Raw genomic sequence first — 17,164 nt, forward strand, 5'->3', positions numbered from 1 at the left:
ATTTCATGCACATGTCTGGATCGGGCTGGACCAAATTCTAATTGGTTCATTTAACAGTTTCGACAAGCAGAAAGTTACGCAAAATCCTCCCTTGGCAGCGTTCACGGCATAGCTCGCGTTGCCAGCACGCAACAACTGCAAAGGTTATCAAAGTGCCCCTGCTCGAGATCGACAATTTGAGCGTTTCCGTCGTCCATGATGCCATCGAAACGCCGCTCGTGCGCGGTATTTCGTATGAGGTGTCCACTGGAGAGATCCTCGCGCTTGTCGGTGAAAGCGGGTCCGGCAAGTCTGTATCCTCACTTGCGATCATGGGTTTGCTGGCCAGCGCGCTGAGGGTCAAACACGGTTCTATCAAGTTCGAGGGTCACGACCTGCTTGTGCAAAGCGATGAGCAGATGCGCCAGATCCGAGGTCGCGATATCTCGATGGTGTTTCAGGAGCCGATGACCTCGCTTAACCCGGTTCGGAACATTGGTTCCCAGATTATGGAGAGCATTGAGGAGAACCTGGGCCTGACGCGGAAGCAGGCGAAGACGCGCGCAATTGATCTGCTCAAGGAGGTTGGCGTCGCGGATGCTGAGCGCCGGCTCAAACAGTATCCGCACCATTTCTCAGGGGGCATGCGCCAACGCGTGATGATTGCAATTGCGCTCGCTGCCGATCCTAAGTTGATAATTGCAGACGAACCGACCACGGCGCTCGATGTGACAATCCAAGCTCAGATCCTTGATCTGATGTCCCGGATTTGCCGCGAGCATGGCACGGCGATGATCCTCATTACCCACAATCTCGGAATTGTGGCCCGCTATGCACAGCGCGTGAACGTGATGTATGGTGGTCGCATCGTGGAAGCGGGCCGGGCCCGTGATCTCTATGCTGCACCGCGCCATCCTTATACGGAAGGTTTGCTCCAATCCGTGCCAAGGCTCGATCAGGATCGCTCAATTCCGCTTCGACCGATCCAAGGCAGCCCCGCGGACCCATTTGCCGAGATTTCCGGCTGCCGCTTCCATCCGCGATGCCCCTACGCAGAGCCCATCTGTAGATCAAAGGCACCGGAGTTCGAGGGCGGTTTAGCCTGCCATTTCCCACTTTCGCAAAGCGCCAAGGAGGCGGTGTGATGGGAGACTACTTGAGGATCGAGGGTTTGTCCGTTCATTTCCCGGTACGTAAAGGGCTTCTGCAACGGCAGGTCGGCGCGGTCAAAGCGTTGGAAAGCGTGACGCTCACGCTCAAGAAGGGCGAAGCGTTCGGGCTTGTGGGCGAGAGTGGATGCGGTAAGACAACGCTCGCGCGAACCGTCTTGCGTCTAGTCGATCCCACCTCCGGTTCAATCTGGTTTGATGGTAAGAACATAAGCGATCTCACCGGAACAGCGCTTGCGCCCTACCGCAAGCGCATAGCCGCAATATTTCAAGATCCGTTCTCCTCGCTCAACCCGCGCATGACGTCTGGGCAGATCATCTCCGAGGTGCTCCAAGTCCACCGTTACTCCGGCAACATCAAGGATCGCGTGACCGAACTCTTGTCAATCTGCGGTCTCGCCCCGCGCTTCGCCGACCTCTACCCGCACGAAATGTCAGGTGGGCAACGTCAACGTGTCGGGATCGCGCGCGCGCTCGCACTCGATCCCGAGCTTATCGTTTGTGACGAGGCGGTAAGCGCCCTTGACGTGTCCATCCAGGCGCAAATCATCAACCTGCTCGAAGAACTTCGTGAGAAGTTCGACCTAACTTACCTTTTCATTGGCCACGACCTCTCGGTTGTCCGGCATCTCTGCGACCGCCTCGCTGTCATGTATCTGGGCCGGATCATGGAGATGGGCACCTCTGAAGAGATGTTCTCGAACCCACGCCACCCTTACACCAAAGCTCTGATCGACGCTGTGCCCGAGCCTGATCCGTTGGGCCAAGAGGGCAAAGAACATGTCGCGCTTGCGGGTGAAATTCCAAGCCCGCTCAGCCCACCTTCCGGCTGCGTGTTCCACACGCGTTGCCCTATTGCCATGGACCAGTGCCGCAGCACCGTGCCGTCGCTTTCTCGGCTGGCCGGGCATCATTCTGCCGCCTGTCTTGCACTGGAAACCACCCCCGAACCTAGAACCACAGTCGCGCACACCAATTGATCTTCAACAATCCTCACAGGGAGAGATGACATGAAAGAAGACGACCTGATCAAAAAGGCCCGAACAGAGCTGAAGGACGCGTATGATTTTGATCCGCGCGATCCGCTTTTTGGTCTTAAGCGCGCAGAGATGAGCGGCCCAAAGATTTCGCGGCGTGCCACGTTGCGCCTTCTGGCCGCTGGCGGCGCACTGAGCATAGCGCAGGTCCTGCCAGGCCTGCGCTCGGCACCCGCCTACGCGGCGGGCCATGCCGGTGGAACGCTCAATTGTGCATGGGCTGGCGTGTCCGAGATTACCACGCTCGACCCTGCACAAATCGGTCAGGTTCTGCAGTTCCAGATCACCTCGAATGTGCTTTCCGGCCTCATGCACATCAACAATAACCTCGTCTCCGAAGGGGACCTCGCTGAGACGTGGGAAGTGTCTGAGGACGGCCTGATCTACACGATCAAGCTGCGTGAAGGTGTGACGTTCCACAACGGCGATGCGTTCACATCGGAGGACGTGTTGTTCACGTTCAACCGCTCTTCTGATCCTGAGAAGTCGCGCCATTCTCGCGTGATCGGCAATGTGGCCGAACTCGAAGCGATGAACGATTTCGAAGTGAAGTTCACGCTCAAGCAGCCGCAGGCCTCGTTCCTGACGAAGGCGCTGGAGCGCGCCTCGGGTCGCGCCATGACCATTGTTTCCCGCGGTGCGCTTGAAGAGATGGGCCTTGCGCAATACGGCCTCACACCCGTTGGAACCGGTCCGTTCAAGATTACCGAGCATGAGCTTGGTGGTCGCGTGGTGCTTGAGAAAAACGAGAACTACTGGGATCCAGAGCGTCCCGCGCTGGATCGCGTGATCATCACGCCCGTTGACGGCACCGAGCCGCTCGCGGCGGCCATTGAAGCAGGTGATATCGACTATATCGGCGGCAACCCGATCCCGGGCGAGCTGGTGGATCGGTTCACGTCTAACGACGATCTGTCTGTGGACATCGCGCCTGGCCCGGGCTTTCAGTCGGTTTGGATGAACCCGTGGCGTGAGCCGATGAAGGTGAACGACTTCAACAAGCCGCTCGACGAGTTGAAGCAAGAGAATGGCTTCAAGGTCCGCCTCGCGTTGGCCAAAGCGCTCAACCGCGATCTTTTCATCCAGCAAGGTCTCTTCGGCAACGGCATCCCGGCCTATGGTTCGATCAACGCCGCGATGGGCTTCTACTATGATGAGGGTCTCGCCGAGACTTCTGAGCAGGCATTTGATCCCGAAGGTGCGGCGACATTGCTGGCCGAAGCGGGCTTCCCGGGCGGCGAAGGTTTCCCGACCTTGAAGCTGCAGACAACGCCTAACACGCGCCGTGCAGGCCTTGTACTGGCCAACATCTACAAGCAGGTTCTGGGCATCACAGTCGAAGTCGATCCCAAGGAGTTCTCTGTCGGCATCGACGAGTTCCAGAAGATGGAGTTTGACCTGCGCCTTGGAGGCTCGGGTGGCGACTATGACCCCGATGATGGCCTTGTCGACTGGATGCAAACCGCGTCCAAGTTCAACGGCCCAACCCGGAACATGGATGATATGCCCTTTGGCTTTTTCTCTGAGAGCGAAGCTGACGCGCTCTCCGACCAGCAGGCGGTCACCGCCAAACCGGACGAGCGCCGCGCGCTGGTCCAACAGGCCAACAAGATCACCTCGGACAAGGTGGCCTGCGGGTTCCTCTATCACCCGGTCGATATCCTCGTGCACTCCAACAAGGTGAATGTGCCGCCGGAAAGCCGTATCCCTGGCTTGCACGACTTCGACGGCATGACGTTGAACACGTAATCTTTTGAAAAGGGGGCGGGCCTCATATGAGGGGCCCGTCTATCTCCCATGATCGCATACATCATAAGACGGCTGATCGGAGCAGTTCTGGTGATGCTCGCTGTCGCCACGCTGGTCTTCTTTATGATCCGGCTGGTGCCCGGCGACCCGATCGCCGCGATGCTTGCCGATAGCGGCAGCCCGGAGGCCCGCGAGGCACTCATTCGTCGCCTCGGATTGGATCAGCCCTTGCTTGTCCAGTTCTGGAGATGGTTCACCGGCGTGCTGCAAGGCGATTTCGGCGCTTCGCTTTACGGGTCCAACCAACCGGTTGCCGATATCCTGATGACCGCACTGCCAAAGACCTTGTCGCTTGCGCTTTTATCTTTCATCATCGCCATTGCTATCGCGGTCCCGGCAGGTATCGTTTCGGCGACCCGAAAGAACTCCGCCGCCGATGTGGGCGTTTCACTTTTCGCTTTTCTTGGCTTGTCGATGCCCGACTTCTGGCTCGCTATCCTGCTCATCATCATCTTTGCCGCAAACCTGCAATGGCTCCCGGCGATCGGTTATGCGCCCATGTCCGAAGGGTTTTGGGAATGGCTTCAGCACCTGATCCTGCCAGCCATCGCCATCGGCACCGGTTTCTCGGCGATCATCGCCCGGATGATCCGCTCGTCGATGCTCGAAGTGCTGCAAGCTGATTACATGCGCACCGCCGCCTCCAAGGGCCTAACACACCGTGTCATGCTGCTGCGCCACGCTCTGCCGAACGCCATGATTCCCGTGATCACGGTGGTTGGCATCGCCTTCGCGCTTCTGATCTCCGGTGCGGTCGTCGTCGAGAATGTGTTCTCGATCAAAGGTCTCGGCAGGGTATTGATCCAGGGTATCCAGAACCGAGATTACCCGGTCGTCCAAGGTGCCGTTCTGCTTGTTTCGGCCTTCTTCGTGCTCTCCAACCTCATCGTCGATTTGCTCTATGTGGTGATCGACCCTCGCATTCGGTATAGCTGATGAGCGATGTCACTCTTGATCCCGCTGGCCACGACACGCCCGCTCCGCAAAAGCGCAAATCGCGTTTCCGGCAGGTCTTTGCGCGCGATCAAAAGGCGCAGTTTGGCCTCACCGTCCTTGGTCTTTTCATCTTCGGTGCGATCTTTGCTCCAATCATCGCACCTTATGATCCAAACGAGATGACGCTGAACATGATGGCAGGTCCATCCGGTGAGAATGTGCTCGGCACTGACGATCTTGGCCGCGATCTTTTCTCACGCATCCTCCACGGCACGCAGATCTCGCTTTTCGTGGGCGTTGCAACAGTCTCGCTTGCCCTGTTTTTCGGTGTCCTCCTCGGCGTTGTTGCGGGCTACTTTGGCGGTTGGATCGACAGCGTCATCATGCGCTACATCGATCTGCAATGGGCGTTTCCAAACTTCATTATCGCGGTTTATCTCGTGGCCGTATTCGGAACCGGACTGCTCAATGTGATTGTTGCGATAGCGCTGGCGTTCCTTGATGACTTTGCCCGAGTTGCCCGCTCGATGGTTTTGTCGCTCAAGCAGGAGCAGTTCATTGATGCGGCGCGCGTGCAGGGCTTTTCCCATCTGCGGATTATGGTCCGCCATATCCTGCCCAACGCCATGGCTCCGATTATCGTTCTGGCGACGGTCTCTGTCTCCTATGCGATCCTTGGTGAGGCCACGCTGTCGTTTCTCGGTCTTGGTGTCAGCACCGACACCCCGACATGGGGCCTGATCCTCGCGGACGGGCGCAGCTTTATCTCACGTGCGTGGTGGCTGGGCGTGTTCCCCGGTCTTGCGATCATGCTGGTGGTGCTCTCGATCAACTTCATCGGGGACGCTCTGCGAGATGCACTCGACGTGCGCGATACGGATGTGTAAGGCCGTCTTGCCAATCCCTTAAGTGAGTTTTTCAGTGACCGAACCGACTGTTTTCGACCTGCGAGCCTATTTGCTGAACCTCCTCAAAGAGGGGCATGGACCAGATGGCAGGTTGCCCACGGAACGGGAGTTGAGTGAGAAAACCGGCGCATCGCGCCGCACGATCCGCCGGGTGCTGAGCACGTTAGAGGCAGAAGGGCTGGTGTGGAGGCGTCAGGGCAAGGGCACGTTTGCAGGTCCGCCGATTGAACCAGTAGAAGCGCTTGCGGCGGAGATCGGAGAAGGTGCGGACCTGATTGAAGTCATGGAAGCCCGTCTTTGCCTCGAGCCCGAGATCGCCGCCCTCTGCGCCACACGTGCAAGCCCTGAAGATGTTGCCCGGATGTGGACGCTGGCGCGTCATGTCTACGAGGTGGAGGACGACGAGATGACAGAGCTTTGGGACTCAGCTTTGCATCGTCATATCGCTCATTGCGCCGCAAACCGTCCCCTTCAGATTGCCTTTTCCCTGCTTGATGACACACGCTCGAGTTCGGATTGGCACACAGCACGACGACGGGCCCGCTCGAAACAGTCGTTGAAAGAAAGCCATGACCAGCATGTGGCAATCGTATCGGCCATCGAAGCGGGCGATGCGAATGCCGCTCGGGAGGCGATGCGCATGCATTTGCTCTCACGGATAACGGCTATGTCGGATGCGCTCGGCAGTCTTGGCTTGCCCGAGGCTGCTGAGGCTGCTCTGATCGAAGCGCGCCCACTGGGATAGATCCTGACGAGGTCCAATACGTAGTAGGAAAAAGGGATTTCGCTGCTGCTAGACGTTTTTTGAGCTTGACCTACACCGCTGCCGAAAGAGTGCAGATTGTGGATAGTCTGGAAGTCTACATTATGCAGGCTTAAACCAAGCGTCGCCACACGATACCAAACTCTGTGCCGACCGTATCCCGTTACGATCTGCATTTACCGGGTTTAGAAATGCCAATCCAATCCAGCGTACCCGTCCCTTAGCCTTATGTGCTCTCGCTGGTAGAGGACGAAGGCACCGCTTGCGCTGGCTTGCCTCAACTCTCGGCTTCGATCGCGTCCGGCTCCGACGCAGGCTCGGCCATTCGCAACGGGCAATGAAAATCTGGGATCAATTGCCTTGCCAAGCCAACGCTTCGGCATCGCCAGATCCGGGTCCGCTTTCAGATGTGAGCCAGGCTCGGCCATCCCGCCAAACCGGTTCTACAAGAAGAAGCATTTTGCACGCTAATCCCGACAACACGGCCTTCCGACATCAAATCACTGCCATCTTCAACTCGGTATCACGCAACAGCTTCACTGTAATCCCCTTTCCTTGCATCCCAACTCCCCCGCTCTCGGCCACGTGTAGCGGGACAACAAAGGGGGGAAATGACTTCATGTCGGCCATACTTCGAACGCTGCTCGGGAAATCTCAAACGTCGCTGGCCAACAGCGCGCGGCGGCTTGTTGGTTTGAGGCTTCGCCACCCGATCATGCGGAGAGGATGGCATGTAATTTCGGTGTGGGTTCACTTGTCGGTGGACCCATAGTCCAGCGCACCTAGTTTTGCGGAAAGCAGTCGCTGTTTGCGGCGGCTGGCGACATGCGAAACGGTCGCAGCAATGCGACCATCAAATCAAGTATCGTCAGCGACAGTATCATTTTGGAGGAACAATGACGCCCGCCTCAGCCATCGCCCCGCAGCTTTTCCAGCAATGCGGCGGTCATGTCCACGGTGTCCCGTTCTTGACGGTCCGGTCCGGGCGCGGCATCCGCGACGCGGTACCGGTCTAAACACCTTGCCCTTTCGATTGTCCCGTGACGCCACCGGCATTGCTTTTGGCCTGACTGCAGCACTGATGTGGTCGTCGTTCCTGATTGCGTCGCGCGTTGGCGCTGTGGACGGCTTGCGCCCTATCGACATGATGGTTCTTCGTTTCTGCATCGCGGGCGTCTTGCTGGCTCCGGTGCTTTGGTGGACCTTGCGGAGAGGGGCATCCCACCCGCTCACCATCCGCCGTTCTGTGCTGCTGGCTCTTGCGGCCGGTCCCGTCTTTGTCTGGTTCAATGTGGGTGGCTTTCAATTCGCGCCCCTCGCGCATGGCGCTGTGATCCAGCCCGCGACCGTTGCGCTTGGCGGCATGGGGCTGGCGGCTCTCTGGCTGGGCGAAAGGCTCACGCGATCCCACATTGTCGGTGCGGTTCTGTTGCTTGCCGGGATCGCGGCCATTGCCGGGCCCGGCCTGCAGGGTGTGAATGGCCGCGTGCTGATCGGCGATGCGATGTTCGTCATGGCCGGGCTTTTCTGGGTCGCCTACACCTTGCTTCTCAAGCGGTGGGCGGTGTCCGGTCTTCTTGCTGCGGCGGTTGTGTCGGTGCTGTCTGCCCTGGTCGTTGTGCCGTTCGCGGTCTTCGGGGATGTCTTGTCGCGCTTGAGCGTGCTGTCCCCGGCGGAGCTGCTGTTCCAGGCGATGGCCCACGGGGTGTTCAACGGGGTCGGCGCCATCGTCGCATTCGGGCTGGCCGTCGAACGCCTGGGGGCAGCACGTGCGGCCCTGATCCCTGCGCTGATCCCTGCTACGACACTAATCGCCGGGTTGCCGATCACTGGAGAGCGCCCAACCACGTTGGAGTTCGTGGGCGCGGCAGTCGCCTGCATCGGTCTGGTCATCGCGTTGATGCGGCGGTGATGTCGCGGGGTTTTAATTATGCCGTAATGCGCTAGTCAATTAGACAAGTAATGCCACTGGGGAATGGATCATGGAGCTTCGCCACCTGCGCTATTTCGTGGCTGTCGCGGACTACGGCGGCATCAGCCACGCAGCAGAACGTCTGCATATCGCGCAACCCGCGGTGTCGCGCCAAATCAGAGATCTTGAAGGCGAGCTGGGCTTCGACCTTCTGTCGCGCGAGGGGCGGCGCGTTGTCCTCACCGATGCCGGGCGTGCATTCGCGGATCGGGCCCGTTCCATTCTGCACGAGGTGGATGAAGCTGCGGACGCCGCGCGCCGCATTGCTCAGGGGGAGGCTGGCACACTTCGTATCGGCCTGTTGGAAAGCGCATCATGGGCCGGCCACACACCCCGCGCGCTGAACAGGTTCAAGCGGCAAAATCCCAATATCCGCCTCGACATCCGTCCAATGAGTTCGGTTGACCAGATCGACGCACTGCTTGCGGGCGAACTGGACGCTGCATTTGTGTACCGACAGGACAATATCGTCGAGGATGCTCTGGCCGTGCACAGGCTGCGGCAGGATGATATTGTTCTGGCCGCATCTACAGACCTTGTGTTCGAGCGTGACGGGCCGCTGTCGCTCGAGGATATCGATGGGCTGCCTATCGTCGCCTTTCCGCGGGCGGCCGCCCCTGCCTACCACGACCGCTTGTTCGGAGCCCTGCGGGACATCGGGTTCGACACGCAAGTCGTGCAGGAAGCGATGGATGAGACGACCATACTCAGCCTCGTGTCGGCCGGTGTTGGCTGCGCCTTTGTCAATTCCGCGAACATGCAACGCCCGCCCAGACGGGTCCAATTCCGCCAGGTCGACGGGCTGTCGGTTCCCATCGAATTCCTGTTCCTGACGCGGCGCGCGCCGAGTGGTTTGACGCAACGCCTGTGCGATGCTGTCCTTGTTTTAGATGCCTGAGGGGCATACTCATCATACCCAATCAGACTTTTTAACTATTCAACAGCAGCACCATATCCATCCTATCACACCGATGGAGATGCAAGATGCCGCACACAATCACTGCGCCACTCGCCGCAACCATTTTCGCGACTGTGGCCAGCGCTTCGGTCGAGGCTGATTCCGCTGGCGGAACGCCGATCACGGTCGAAACGCTTGTGGCCTATGCCGAGATGACCCGCATTGCCGATGCCGCTGACGCGGCGGTCGATGCCAAGAACTGGACGCTGGCCCGTAGCTTTTTCACCGATGAGACCCGTGTTGATTTTACGTCCCTGACCGGTGGCGCACCGGCAACGATCGCCGCTGACGACTTGATCGCAGGGTGGGCTGGCAACCTCACAGACGAGAAGACCTCTTTTCATCTGAGAGGCAACCACCACATCACGTTTCAAGGTGATGCCGAAGCCCTGATGGTCAGCCACGGCTACGCCCGGAACCAAATGGAGCGGGGCGCCCTGCCTGAAAACGGTGGCGACCCGCTGTGGGAGGTTTGGGGCACGTATGAACACGGCTTCACCCTCACCGAAGACGGGTGGCGCCTGGACGCCATGCGCTTTGTAGCCACCGCCCAACGCGGCAACGCCTTTGTGCGGGACACCCCCGGACGCTGATCCGTGCCACCGCCTAACGAAAAACCAAAACCCAACGCCCAAGGAGAGAGACCATGTCTGACACAGATCGTGACATCAACACCCGGCGCCGCGCGTTTCTGGCCGGTATCCCCGCAACGGCCGCTGCCATCGCCATGGGAGGAGCGCCTGCCGTCGCGCAGACAACACCGCAGCCCGCACCGGGCCGTCGCATGCTGGGCAGTCTCGAGGTGTCCGAACTTGGCCTCGGGGTTCAGAACATGGACCGCACCTTTCATACTGTTGTCCCGGACCGCGACGACATGATCGCCCTTATTCGGGATGCGCATGATCGAGGCGTGACGTTCTTTGACTGCGCTGAGATCTATGGACCCTTTGAATGCGAACGCATCCTGGGCGAGGCGATGAAGCCTTTCCGCGATGACGCGCAGATCACAACAAAGTTCGGGTTCAACGTCGATCCGGATACGGGCGTCTGGGACTTTCGTGTCAACAGCCGACCTGCTTCCATTCGGCGGGCGGTCGAAGGATCGCTTCAGCGTCTGGGGACGGATCGCATTGATCTGCTGTACCAGCATCGTGTCGATCCCAATGTGCCGATGGAAGATGTTGCCGGCACGGTGAAGGACCTGATGGACGAGGGCAAAGTCCTGCACTGGGGCCTGTCCGAGATGGGTCCAAACACCCTGCGCCGGGCCCATGCGCTGCTGCCGGTGGCCGCGGTTCAAAGTGAGTATTCGATGCTGTGGCGTGGTCGCGAGGCGGACATCCTGCCGCTCACCCGCGAGCTTGGCATCGGCTTTGTCCCATTTGCGCCGCTGGGTTACGGGTTTCTGACTGGGGCCGTTGATATGCAGACAAGCTTTGCGCCCGGCGACTTTCGGGCAAACACGTCGCGGATGGCACCGGAGAACCGGGAGACCAACATGGCGCTGGTCGAGTTGGCCCGCGACTGGGCTGCGCGCAAGGGCGCCAAGCCCGGTCAGATCGCGTTGGCCTGGCTGCTGGCTCAAGGCGATACCATCGTGCCGATCCCAGGGACAACGCAGATGCCGCATCTGCGCGACAACGTGGCTGCAGCGCAGATCAGTTTCACGGATGCCGAACTGGCCGAACTGACGACCGCGTTGGATGGGATCGCCGTGCAGGGCGGTCGTGCTCCGGACCTTGTGGCCGCGTGGTCCGATGTCGAGGCGCCGGACGCGTGAACCTGGCGATGCGTAGCACGGGGACCGTCAGGCAAGCGTCGGGCGGTCAACTGCTGTGTTCACCGCGCGCTCTGCCGGTGACGCATCGCAACGGGGCTACTCTGCGGGCATACTAGCCTCAGCCAGCGCGTCCTGTAACAACAGGCATGCGGCCTGATGTTGTCCCTGACCGATCATCGGCGGTCGGGCGTCCCGGCATTTTGGCATCGCCTTTGGACAGCGGGATTCAAACAGACAGCCGGGTGGCAGGTCCATTGGGCTGGGCAGGTCGCCCTCCAACATCTGCGGTGTTATGCGGACACTCGGGTCTGGCACCGGTACCGCCGACAGCAGGGCCTGCGCATAAGGGTGTCGGGGCGCGCGTACCAACTCGGGGGCGGGCGCTCGCTCCATCGGTGCCCCCATATACATGACCAAAACGTCGTCCGAGATGTGTCGCACCACGCCGAGGTCATGCGCAACGAAAACGATGGCGAGCCCCATCTCGCGTTGCAATTCCTTGAGCAGATTGACCACCTGCGCCTGGATCGACACGTCAAGGGCCGACACCGGTTCGTCGCACAAGAGCACCTTCGGCCCGGCCACCAGCGCACGTGCGATCCCGATGCGCTGGCACTGTCCCCCCGAAAACTCGTGCGGAAAGCGGTTGGCCTGCGCCTGTGGGATCCCCACGCGGTCAAGCATGGCCAGCGCGGCATCCTGCCGGCCCGCCGGCGTCATCTCGGGTTTGAAGAATGTCAGCGGCTCGGTCACGATTTCGCGGATCGTCATGCGCGGATTGAGTGATGCAATGGGATCCTGAAAAATCATCTGCATCGTGGCGCGCAACCGCTGCATGGACGCACGATCATGGTAGTCCACCGGCTGACCATCAAGAGTCACATTGCCTGCCTCAAGCGGCGTCAGACCGGCAACCGCGCGGATCAAGGTGGACTTGCCGCACCCTGACTCGCCAACGACGCCAAGCGTCTTTCCGGCCGCCAGTTCAAAGGAAATGCCATTCACCGCGCGCACGATACCCGGCGGCGACCACGGCCATTTCTTGGTTTGCGCTACTGGAAAGGTGACATGGGCGTTTTCCACGGCAAGCATCACGTCAACTCCTCAACCGGGCGCAAGCAGGCACGACCCTTTTGCAATGCGGGCAGCGTATCGTGGCAGGTGTCCACCGCGTCCACGCAACGCGGTGCAAAGGGACAGGCCTGCGGAAACCGGTGCTGGCTGGGTGGGCTGCCGGGGATGGCGGTCAACGCGTCGGATGGATCTTCGATATTCGGGACAGCACGCAACAGGCCACGGGTGTAGGGATGGGCCGGTTTGTCGAACAATTTGGTTGTCACCGCTTCTTCCATTATGCGCCCGCCGTAGAGAACAAGAACCTCTTCGCAGAACCCGGCCACAACACCTAGATCATGCGTGATCAGAACAACCGACGTCCCGAAATCCTGCTGCACATCGGCCAGCAATTGCATGATCTGGGCTTGCACCGTCACATCAAGTGCGGTCGTCGGCTCGTCCGCCAGGATCAGCTCGGGCCGACACATCAGGGCCATCGCGATGACAATGCGCTGTCGCATACCGCCCGAGAATTCATGCGGATATGCCCGCAATCGTGCCTTGGCATCCGGGATGCGCACCGCATCCATCACCTCAAGTGCGCGGGCGCGCGCATCGCGGCGCGACATCCCCTGGTGGTGTTCGACGATCTCCGTCAGCTGCCGCTCGATGGTCATGTAGGGGTTGAGCGAAGACATGGGATCCTGAAAGATGATCCCGATCTCTCGGGCGCGGACGCGGTTCATGTCGCGTTGCGACGCTGCAAGTAGGTCTTGTCCGTTCCACAGGATCTCGCCGTCAACCTCGGCATTCTTTGCCAGCAAGCCCATGATCGCCAATGCAATCTGAGACTTGCCTGACCCACTTTCGCCGACAAGTGCGATGTGCTGGCTGGCGCCCACGTCAAAGGATACGTCATTGACCGCGTGCACCATACCGTCGCCGGTGCGAAAGCGGATGTGCAGGTTGCGGACGCTCAGCATCTGGTAGCGCCCTGTGTTTTCGGATGGTTCAACTCATCTATCCTTGGGGTCCAGGGCGTCGCGCAGCCCGTCCCCGATATAGAACAGGGATACCTGCGCGATGACGAAGATGGCCGCGGGAAAGCCCAACTGCCAGAGGGTGCCAAACGTCATGGTCGACGCCCCCTGGGACAGAAGCGCGCCGATGGACGTGTTGGGTTCCTGAATGCCGACGCCCAGGAAGGACACAAGGCTTTCCATCATGATCACTTCAGGGATGACGATGGAAGTGTAGATCACAACGACCCACAACACGTTCGGAGCAAGATGCCGGAAGATGATCTTGAAATCCGACATACCCAGCATCCGCGCTGCGTCCACGAATTCGCGGTTCTTGAGCATCATAACTTGCCCCCGAACGATCAGCAGGCCCGCGGTCCAGTTCACGAGGATGATGACGAGGATCATCTGGCTCATCGAGCGACCGAAGAACGCCTGCCAGACGACAAAGAAGATAATGTAGGGGATTGCCAGCCAGATCGTGTAAGCGGCGAGCACCGTGCGGTCGAGCCGTCCGCCATAGTATCCAGCGAGGGCTCCGAGCGTGGCGCCCAACAGCACCGACACCGGCCCGGCGATAAAGCCCACCAGCAGCGAGGTGCGCGTGCCCTGCACAACACGGGCATATAGGTCACGGCCCAGTTCATCGACGCCGAACCAGTGGCCGTTCTCCAATGACGGGCCGCCGTCTTCCTTGATGCGGCCCAGCATGTTCCAGTCAATCTCTTCGTAGGACCAGCGGGCAAACAGGTTGCCAAAGATCGAAAACAGGATCAGCAGGCTCAGCATTCCCACGGAAAAGACCGCCATGCGGTTGTTCAAAAAGCGCCGCCCGGCATCTGCCCAGAATGAGCGGGAGGCGATCATCTCCGGCGCGCGTTCCTCGGCAAAGGCGCGCGATTGCAGACGGCGGCGGGCCGCTGACAGGATCATGCCAGACCCGCCCGTACCTTGGGATCGATCCAAGCGTACAGCAGATCAACCATCAGCGTCAGCGCAAAGGTCAGGACGGCGTAGAGGATCGCAAGGCCCAGAAGGACTGAATAGTCACGGCTGTAGGCGCCATTGATGAAATCCTGCCCGATCCCGCCGGTGGAAAAGAAGACGTCCACGAACACCGACCCGGTGATCATGTAGACAAAGACGGGGCCCATATAGGTGAGCGTCGGCAAGAGCGCAGGCTTCAACGCATGGCGCAGGATGATCGTCCGCTCTGGCAGACCCTTGGCGCGCGCGGTGCGTATGTAAGGCGAGTTCAGCACTTCCAGCATGGACCCGCGGGTTAGACGCGCGACCGACGCCATGTAGGATGTGCCAAGTGCGATGGCCGGCATGACAACGTATTGCCACTGACCGCCATTCCACCCGCCTCCCGGCAACAGGCCCCATGACAGCGTGAACAGCAGAACAAGCAATGGCGCCAGAACGAAGTTGGGAAAGATTTGGGAAAAGATGGCGAGGCCCGTCATCGTGTAGTCCCAGAACCCGTTGTGCCGGAGCGCCGCGATGATCCCGAGCGGGATGCCCAGCACCAGCACGAACACCGCTGACCAGAAGCCGTAGGTCAGCGTCACGGGAAAGCCCTGTGCGATGACGTCGTTCACCGTCCGGTCCTTCTGTGAAAAGCTGGGCCCGAAGTCGAAACAGCAGACGATATTGCGCACGTAGGTCCAGAGCTGGACGTGCAGCGGTTCGTCCATCCCGTAGCGTTCCAGCACGTTTGCCATCACCGCGGGCGGCAGCGGACGTTCAGAGGTGAATGGCCCGCCGGGGGCCAGGCGCATCAGGTAGAAGGCAAAGATCACGAGGATCAGAAGCGTTGGCAGCACCATCAGAAGACGGCGAAGCGTGTAATTGAGCATAAAGCGTTCCTATCAGTGGACGCGGTTGGGGACCATCTTCCGGTCTTAGAAGCACATTATCCAAAAAAGCACTCGCATGCGCCGCCGATGCGGCAGCACATGGTCAAGTCGTCGCCCCGGCGCATTGGCCGGGGGCCATCCACGTCAATCAGCGACGCGGTATAGGTCTTTGGAATACCAGTTCTGCTCGACATTGTTCATGGGCCAGCCCTGGATGGCGTCGGACAGCATGACATTGGTCGAGTAGTGATAGATCGGGATCACCGGCATTTCGGCGGCCACGATCTGCTCCACCTCGGTGTAGAGCGGTTGGGGGTCGCTGGACGACTTGGCTTCGGTCATCAGCTCGTCCACGCGCGCGTTCGAGAATTTGGCGTCGTTGTAACCGGACTCGGTGGTCAGCAGGTCAAGGAAGGTCGACGCCTCGTTGTAGTCACCACACCACGCGCCGCGTGCCATGTCGTAGTTCTGAGCGCCGCGGGTCTCGAGGAAGACCTTCCATTCCTGGTTTTCCAGCGTCACGTCGATGCCCAGCTTCTGCTTCCACATCTGGGTCGCGACAATGGCCACCTGCTGGTGCGCTTCGTTGGTGTTGTAGAGGTAGTTGAAGCTCAGCGGCTCACCGCCTTCGCCATACCCCGCCTCGGCCAGCAGTTCCCTTGCCTTGGCGTCACGCTCGGCCTGCGTCATTGACGCCATCTCGACCTCGGGCACCTCGAAATCGGCGGTTGCCGCCGGGGTAAAGGTAAAGGCCGGGAACTGACCGCCCTGCAAAACGCGGTCCACGATCACTTCGCGGTCAATGGCAAGCGCAAGGGCCTGACGCACTCGCACGTCCTGGAACGCTTCGGGGCCGGAGGCGAGGTTGAAGTTGAAATAGTAGTTGCACAGCCGAGGCAGGGCGAACGCCTCGTCCGGGAATTCCTCGGCCAGGGCAGGGTATTGGCCGGCGGGAATGTCGGTCATGTCGACCTCGCCCGCACGCCAGCGTGTTAGGCCCTGAGCGTCATCGCCGATGACCAGCGTTGTTACCGTTTCCAGAACGGTGTTTTCATTGTCCCAGTAATTCTCGTTGCGCACCCGGACCGAACGTTCCTTGGGCACATGCGCTTCCAGAACAAAGGCGCCGTTGCTCACCATGTTTTCGGGCCTTGTCCACTCGGCGCCATGCTCTTCGATCACCCAGCGAGGGGCAGGGAAGGTCGTGGCGTGCGTAACCATCTTGGTGAAATAGGGCAGCGGCTTTGACAGGTTGACGACCAATGTCCGGTCATCCGGGGCAGACACGCCCAGCTCCGACGGCTCCATCTCTCCGGCGACGATGGCGGCCCCGTTCTCGATGGACATCAACTCCATGTACCAGGCATAGGGCGAGGCCAGCTCGGGATCGACGGCGCGCTGCCACGCATAGACGAAATCACCTGCCGTTACAGGCGCGCCATCGGACCAGACCGCATTATCGCGCAATGTGAACGTATAGATCAGGTTGTCCGCAGACGCCTCATGGCTCAGTGCAACACCGGGCACCAGGTTCCCGTCCGCATCCTGATTATACAGCCCCTCGAACAGATCGCGCACGATGTTTGAGCCGTCCACATCCTCGACAACCTGCGGGTCAAGTGACGAAAACTCGTCAAGCGTCCGGTAGGTGAATGTCTGCTCTTCGGCCAACGTCACGCCTGCGGGCACATCGGCGGCTAAGGCGGGCATCGTCAGGAACGTCGTGGCAAGGGCTGCGGCGATAAACGAGCGGCTGTGCAATGGGGATCTCCTCTGTTTGTGATCATTCGTTTTCTGGTTGTATTGTGACGGATACACGACCAAGGCCAAGCCGCGTTTGATCAAACTGGCGTCAGGGAAGGCGCTGGTCGGCGAACTTCTGCGCAAGAGCGGGTTTTTTGCTGAAAACAAAC

15 protein-coding genes are annotated in these 17,164 nt (G+C 59.9%); 10 read left to right on the forward strand and 5 right to left on the reverse strand.

Annotation, left to right across the window (positions count from 1 at the left end):
* Positions 1–152 precede the first annotated feature (152 nt).
* From FD715_RS17285 to FD715_RS17330, 10 genes are all read left to right on the forward strand, one after another.
* Positions 153–1,124, forward strand: a complete 972-nt coding sequence (locus tag FD715_RS17285; RefSeq protein ID WP_223274956.1) for an ABC transporter ATP-binding protein — start codon at positions 153–155, stop codon at positions 1,122–1,124.
* On the forward strand, positions 1,124–2,128 hold the full coding sequence (locus FD715_RS17290; protein ID WP_147112708.1) for an ABC transporter ATP-binding protein: 1,005 nt from the start codon (positions 1,124–1,126) through the stop codon (positions 2,126–2,128). The genes FD715_RS17285 and FD715_RS17290 overlap by 1 nt, the downstream gene beginning before the upstream one ends.
* Before the next feature lie 30 nt (positions 2,129–2,158).
* Complete coding sequence (locus FD715_RS17295; protein WP_147112711.1) at positions 2,159–3,934, forward strand: ABC transporter substrate-binding protein; 1,776 nt, start codon at positions 2,159–2,161, stop codon at positions 3,932–3,934.
* A gap of 48 nt (positions 3,935–3,982) precedes the next feature.
* Positions 3,983–4,930, forward strand: coding sequence for an ABC transporter permease (locus tag FD715_RS17300; RefSeq protein ID WP_147112714.1), 948 nt, complete (start codon positions 3,983–3,985; stop codon positions 4,928–4,930).
* Complete coding sequence (locus FD715_RS17305; RefSeq protein WP_147112717.1) at positions 4,930–5,817, forward strand: ABC transporter permease; 888 nt, start codon at positions 4,930–4,932, stop codon at positions 5,815–5,817. Before FD715_RS17300 ends, FD715_RS17305 begins: the two co-directional genes overlap by 1 nt.
* A 22-nt stretch (positions 5,818–5,839) precedes the next feature.
* Positions 5,840–6,583 (forward strand): FadR/GntR family transcriptional regulator, encoded by a 744-nt coding sequence (locus FD715_RS17310; RefSeq protein ID WP_147112719.1) that lies wholly within the window; start codon positions 5,840–5,842, stop codon positions 6,581–6,583.
* Between the two features lie 1,051 nt (positions 6,584–7,634).
* On the forward strand, positions 7,635–8,513 hold the full coding sequence (locus FD715_RS17315; RefSeq protein WP_189799532.1) for a DMT family transporter: 879 nt from the start codon (positions 7,635–7,637) through the stop codon (positions 8,511–8,513).
* 70 nt (positions 8,514–8,583) lie between these two features.
* Complete coding sequence (locus FD715_RS17320; protein ID WP_147112725.1) at positions 8,584–9,471, forward strand: LysR family transcriptional regulator; 888 nt, start codon at positions 8,584–8,586, stop codon at positions 9,469–9,471.
* A gap of 86 nt (positions 9,472–9,557) precedes the next feature.
* A complete protein-coding gene (locus FD715_RS17325; RefSeq protein ID WP_147112728.1) occupies positions 9,558–10,124 on the forward strand; it encodes a nuclear transport factor 2 family protein in 567 nt (188 codons plus the stop codon).
* A gap of 53 nt (positions 10,125–10,177) precedes the next feature.
* Positions 10,178–11,311 (forward strand): aldo/keto reductase, encoded by a 1,134-nt coding sequence (locus tag FD715_RS17330; protein ID WP_147112731.1) that lies wholly within the window; start codon positions 10,178–10,180, stop codon positions 11,309–11,311.
* Positions 11,312–11,407: 96 nt separating this feature from the next.
* Here the strand turns inward: FD715_RS17330 and FD715_RS17335 are convergent, their stop codons facing one another.
* From FD715_RS17335 to FD715_RS17355, 5 genes are all read right to left on the reverse strand, one after another.
* Complete coding sequence (locus FD715_RS17335) at positions 11,408–12,403, reverse strand: ABC transporter ATP-binding protein (protein WP_147112734.1); 996 nt, start codon at positions 12,401–12,403, stop codon at positions 11,408–11,410.
* Positions 12,403–13,350 carry an ABC transporter ATP-binding protein gene (locus FD715_RS17340; RefSeq protein ID WP_147112737.1) on the reverse strand — a complete coding sequence of 316 codons (948 nt, stop codon included), beginning with the start codon at positions 13,348–13,350 and terminating at the stop codon, positions 12,403–12,405. Before FD715_RS17340 ends, FD715_RS17335 begins: the two co-directional genes overlap by 1 nt.
* A 33-nt stretch (positions 13,351–13,383) precedes the next feature.
* A complete protein-coding gene (locus tag FD715_RS17345) occupies positions 13,384–14,355 on the reverse strand; it encodes an ABC transporter permease (protein ID WP_223274957.1) in 972 nt (323 codons plus the stop codon).
* Positions 14,319–15,251 carry an oligopeptide ABC transporter permease OppB gene (oppB, locus tag FD715_RS17350; RefSeq protein ID WP_147112741.1) on the reverse strand — a complete coding sequence of 311 codons (933 nt, stop codon included), beginning with the start codon at positions 15,249–15,251 and terminating at the stop codon, positions 14,319–14,321. The genes FD715_RS17345 and oppB overlap by 37 nt, the downstream gene beginning before the upstream one ends.
* 144 nt (positions 15,252–15,395) lie before the next feature.
* A complete protein-coding gene (locus FD715_RS17355; protein WP_147112958.1) occupies positions 15,396–16,961 on the reverse strand; it encodes a peptide ABC transporter substrate-binding protein in 1,566 nt (521 codons plus the stop codon).
* Positions 16,962–17,164 lie beyond the last annotated feature (203 nt).

It is taken from the genome of Tateyamaria sp. syn59, assembly GCF_007995245.1.
In the GTDB taxonomy this organism is placed as follows: Bacteria; Pseudomonadota; Alphaproteobacteria; order Rhodobacterales; family Rhodobacteraceae; genus Tateyamaria.

Coding starts and splice junctions, on each gene's coding strand:
- FD715_RS17355 (WP_147112958.1), bottom strand. CDS start 16,961: ATGCCCGCCTTAGCCGCCGATGTGCCCGCAGGCGTGACGTTGGCCGAA.
- FD715_RS17340 (WP_147112737.1), bottom strand. CDS start 13,350: ATGCTGAGCGTCCGCAACCTGCACATCCGCTTTCGCACCGGCGACGGT.
- FD715_RS17325 (WP_147112728.1), top strand. CDS start 9,558: ATGCCGCACACAATCACTGCGCCACTCGCCGCAACCATTTTCGCGACT.
- FD715_RS17300 (WP_147112714.1), top strand. CDS start 3,983: ATGATCGCATACATCATAAGACGGCTGATCGGAGCAGTTCTGGTGATG.
- FD715_RS17290 (WP_147112708.1), top strand. CDS start 1,124: ATGGGAGACTACTTGAGGATCGAGGGTTTGTCCGTTCATTTCCCGGTA.
- oppB (WP_147112741.1), bottom strand. CDS start 15,251: ATGCTCAATTACACGCTTCGCCGTCTTCTGATGGTGCTGCCAACGCTT.
- FD715_RS17330 (WP_147112731.1), top strand. CDS start 10,178: ATGTCTGACACAGATCGTGACATCAACACCCGGCGCCGCGCGTTTCTG.
- FD715_RS17295 (WP_147112711.1), top strand. CDS start 2,159: ATGAAAGAAGACGACCTGATCAAAAAGGCCCGAACAGAGCTGAAGGAC.
- FD715_RS17335 (WP_147112734.1), bottom strand. CDS start 12,403: ATGCTTGCCGTGGAAAACGCCCATGTCACCTTTCCAGTAGCGCAAACC.
- FD715_RS17305 (WP_147112717.1), top strand. CDS start 4,930: ATGAGCGATGTCACTCTTGATCCCGCTGGCCACGACACGCCCGCTCCG.
- FD715_RS17320 (WP_147112725.1), top strand. CDS start 8,584: ATGGAGCTTCGCCACCTGCGCTATTTCGTGGCTGTCGCGGACTACGGC.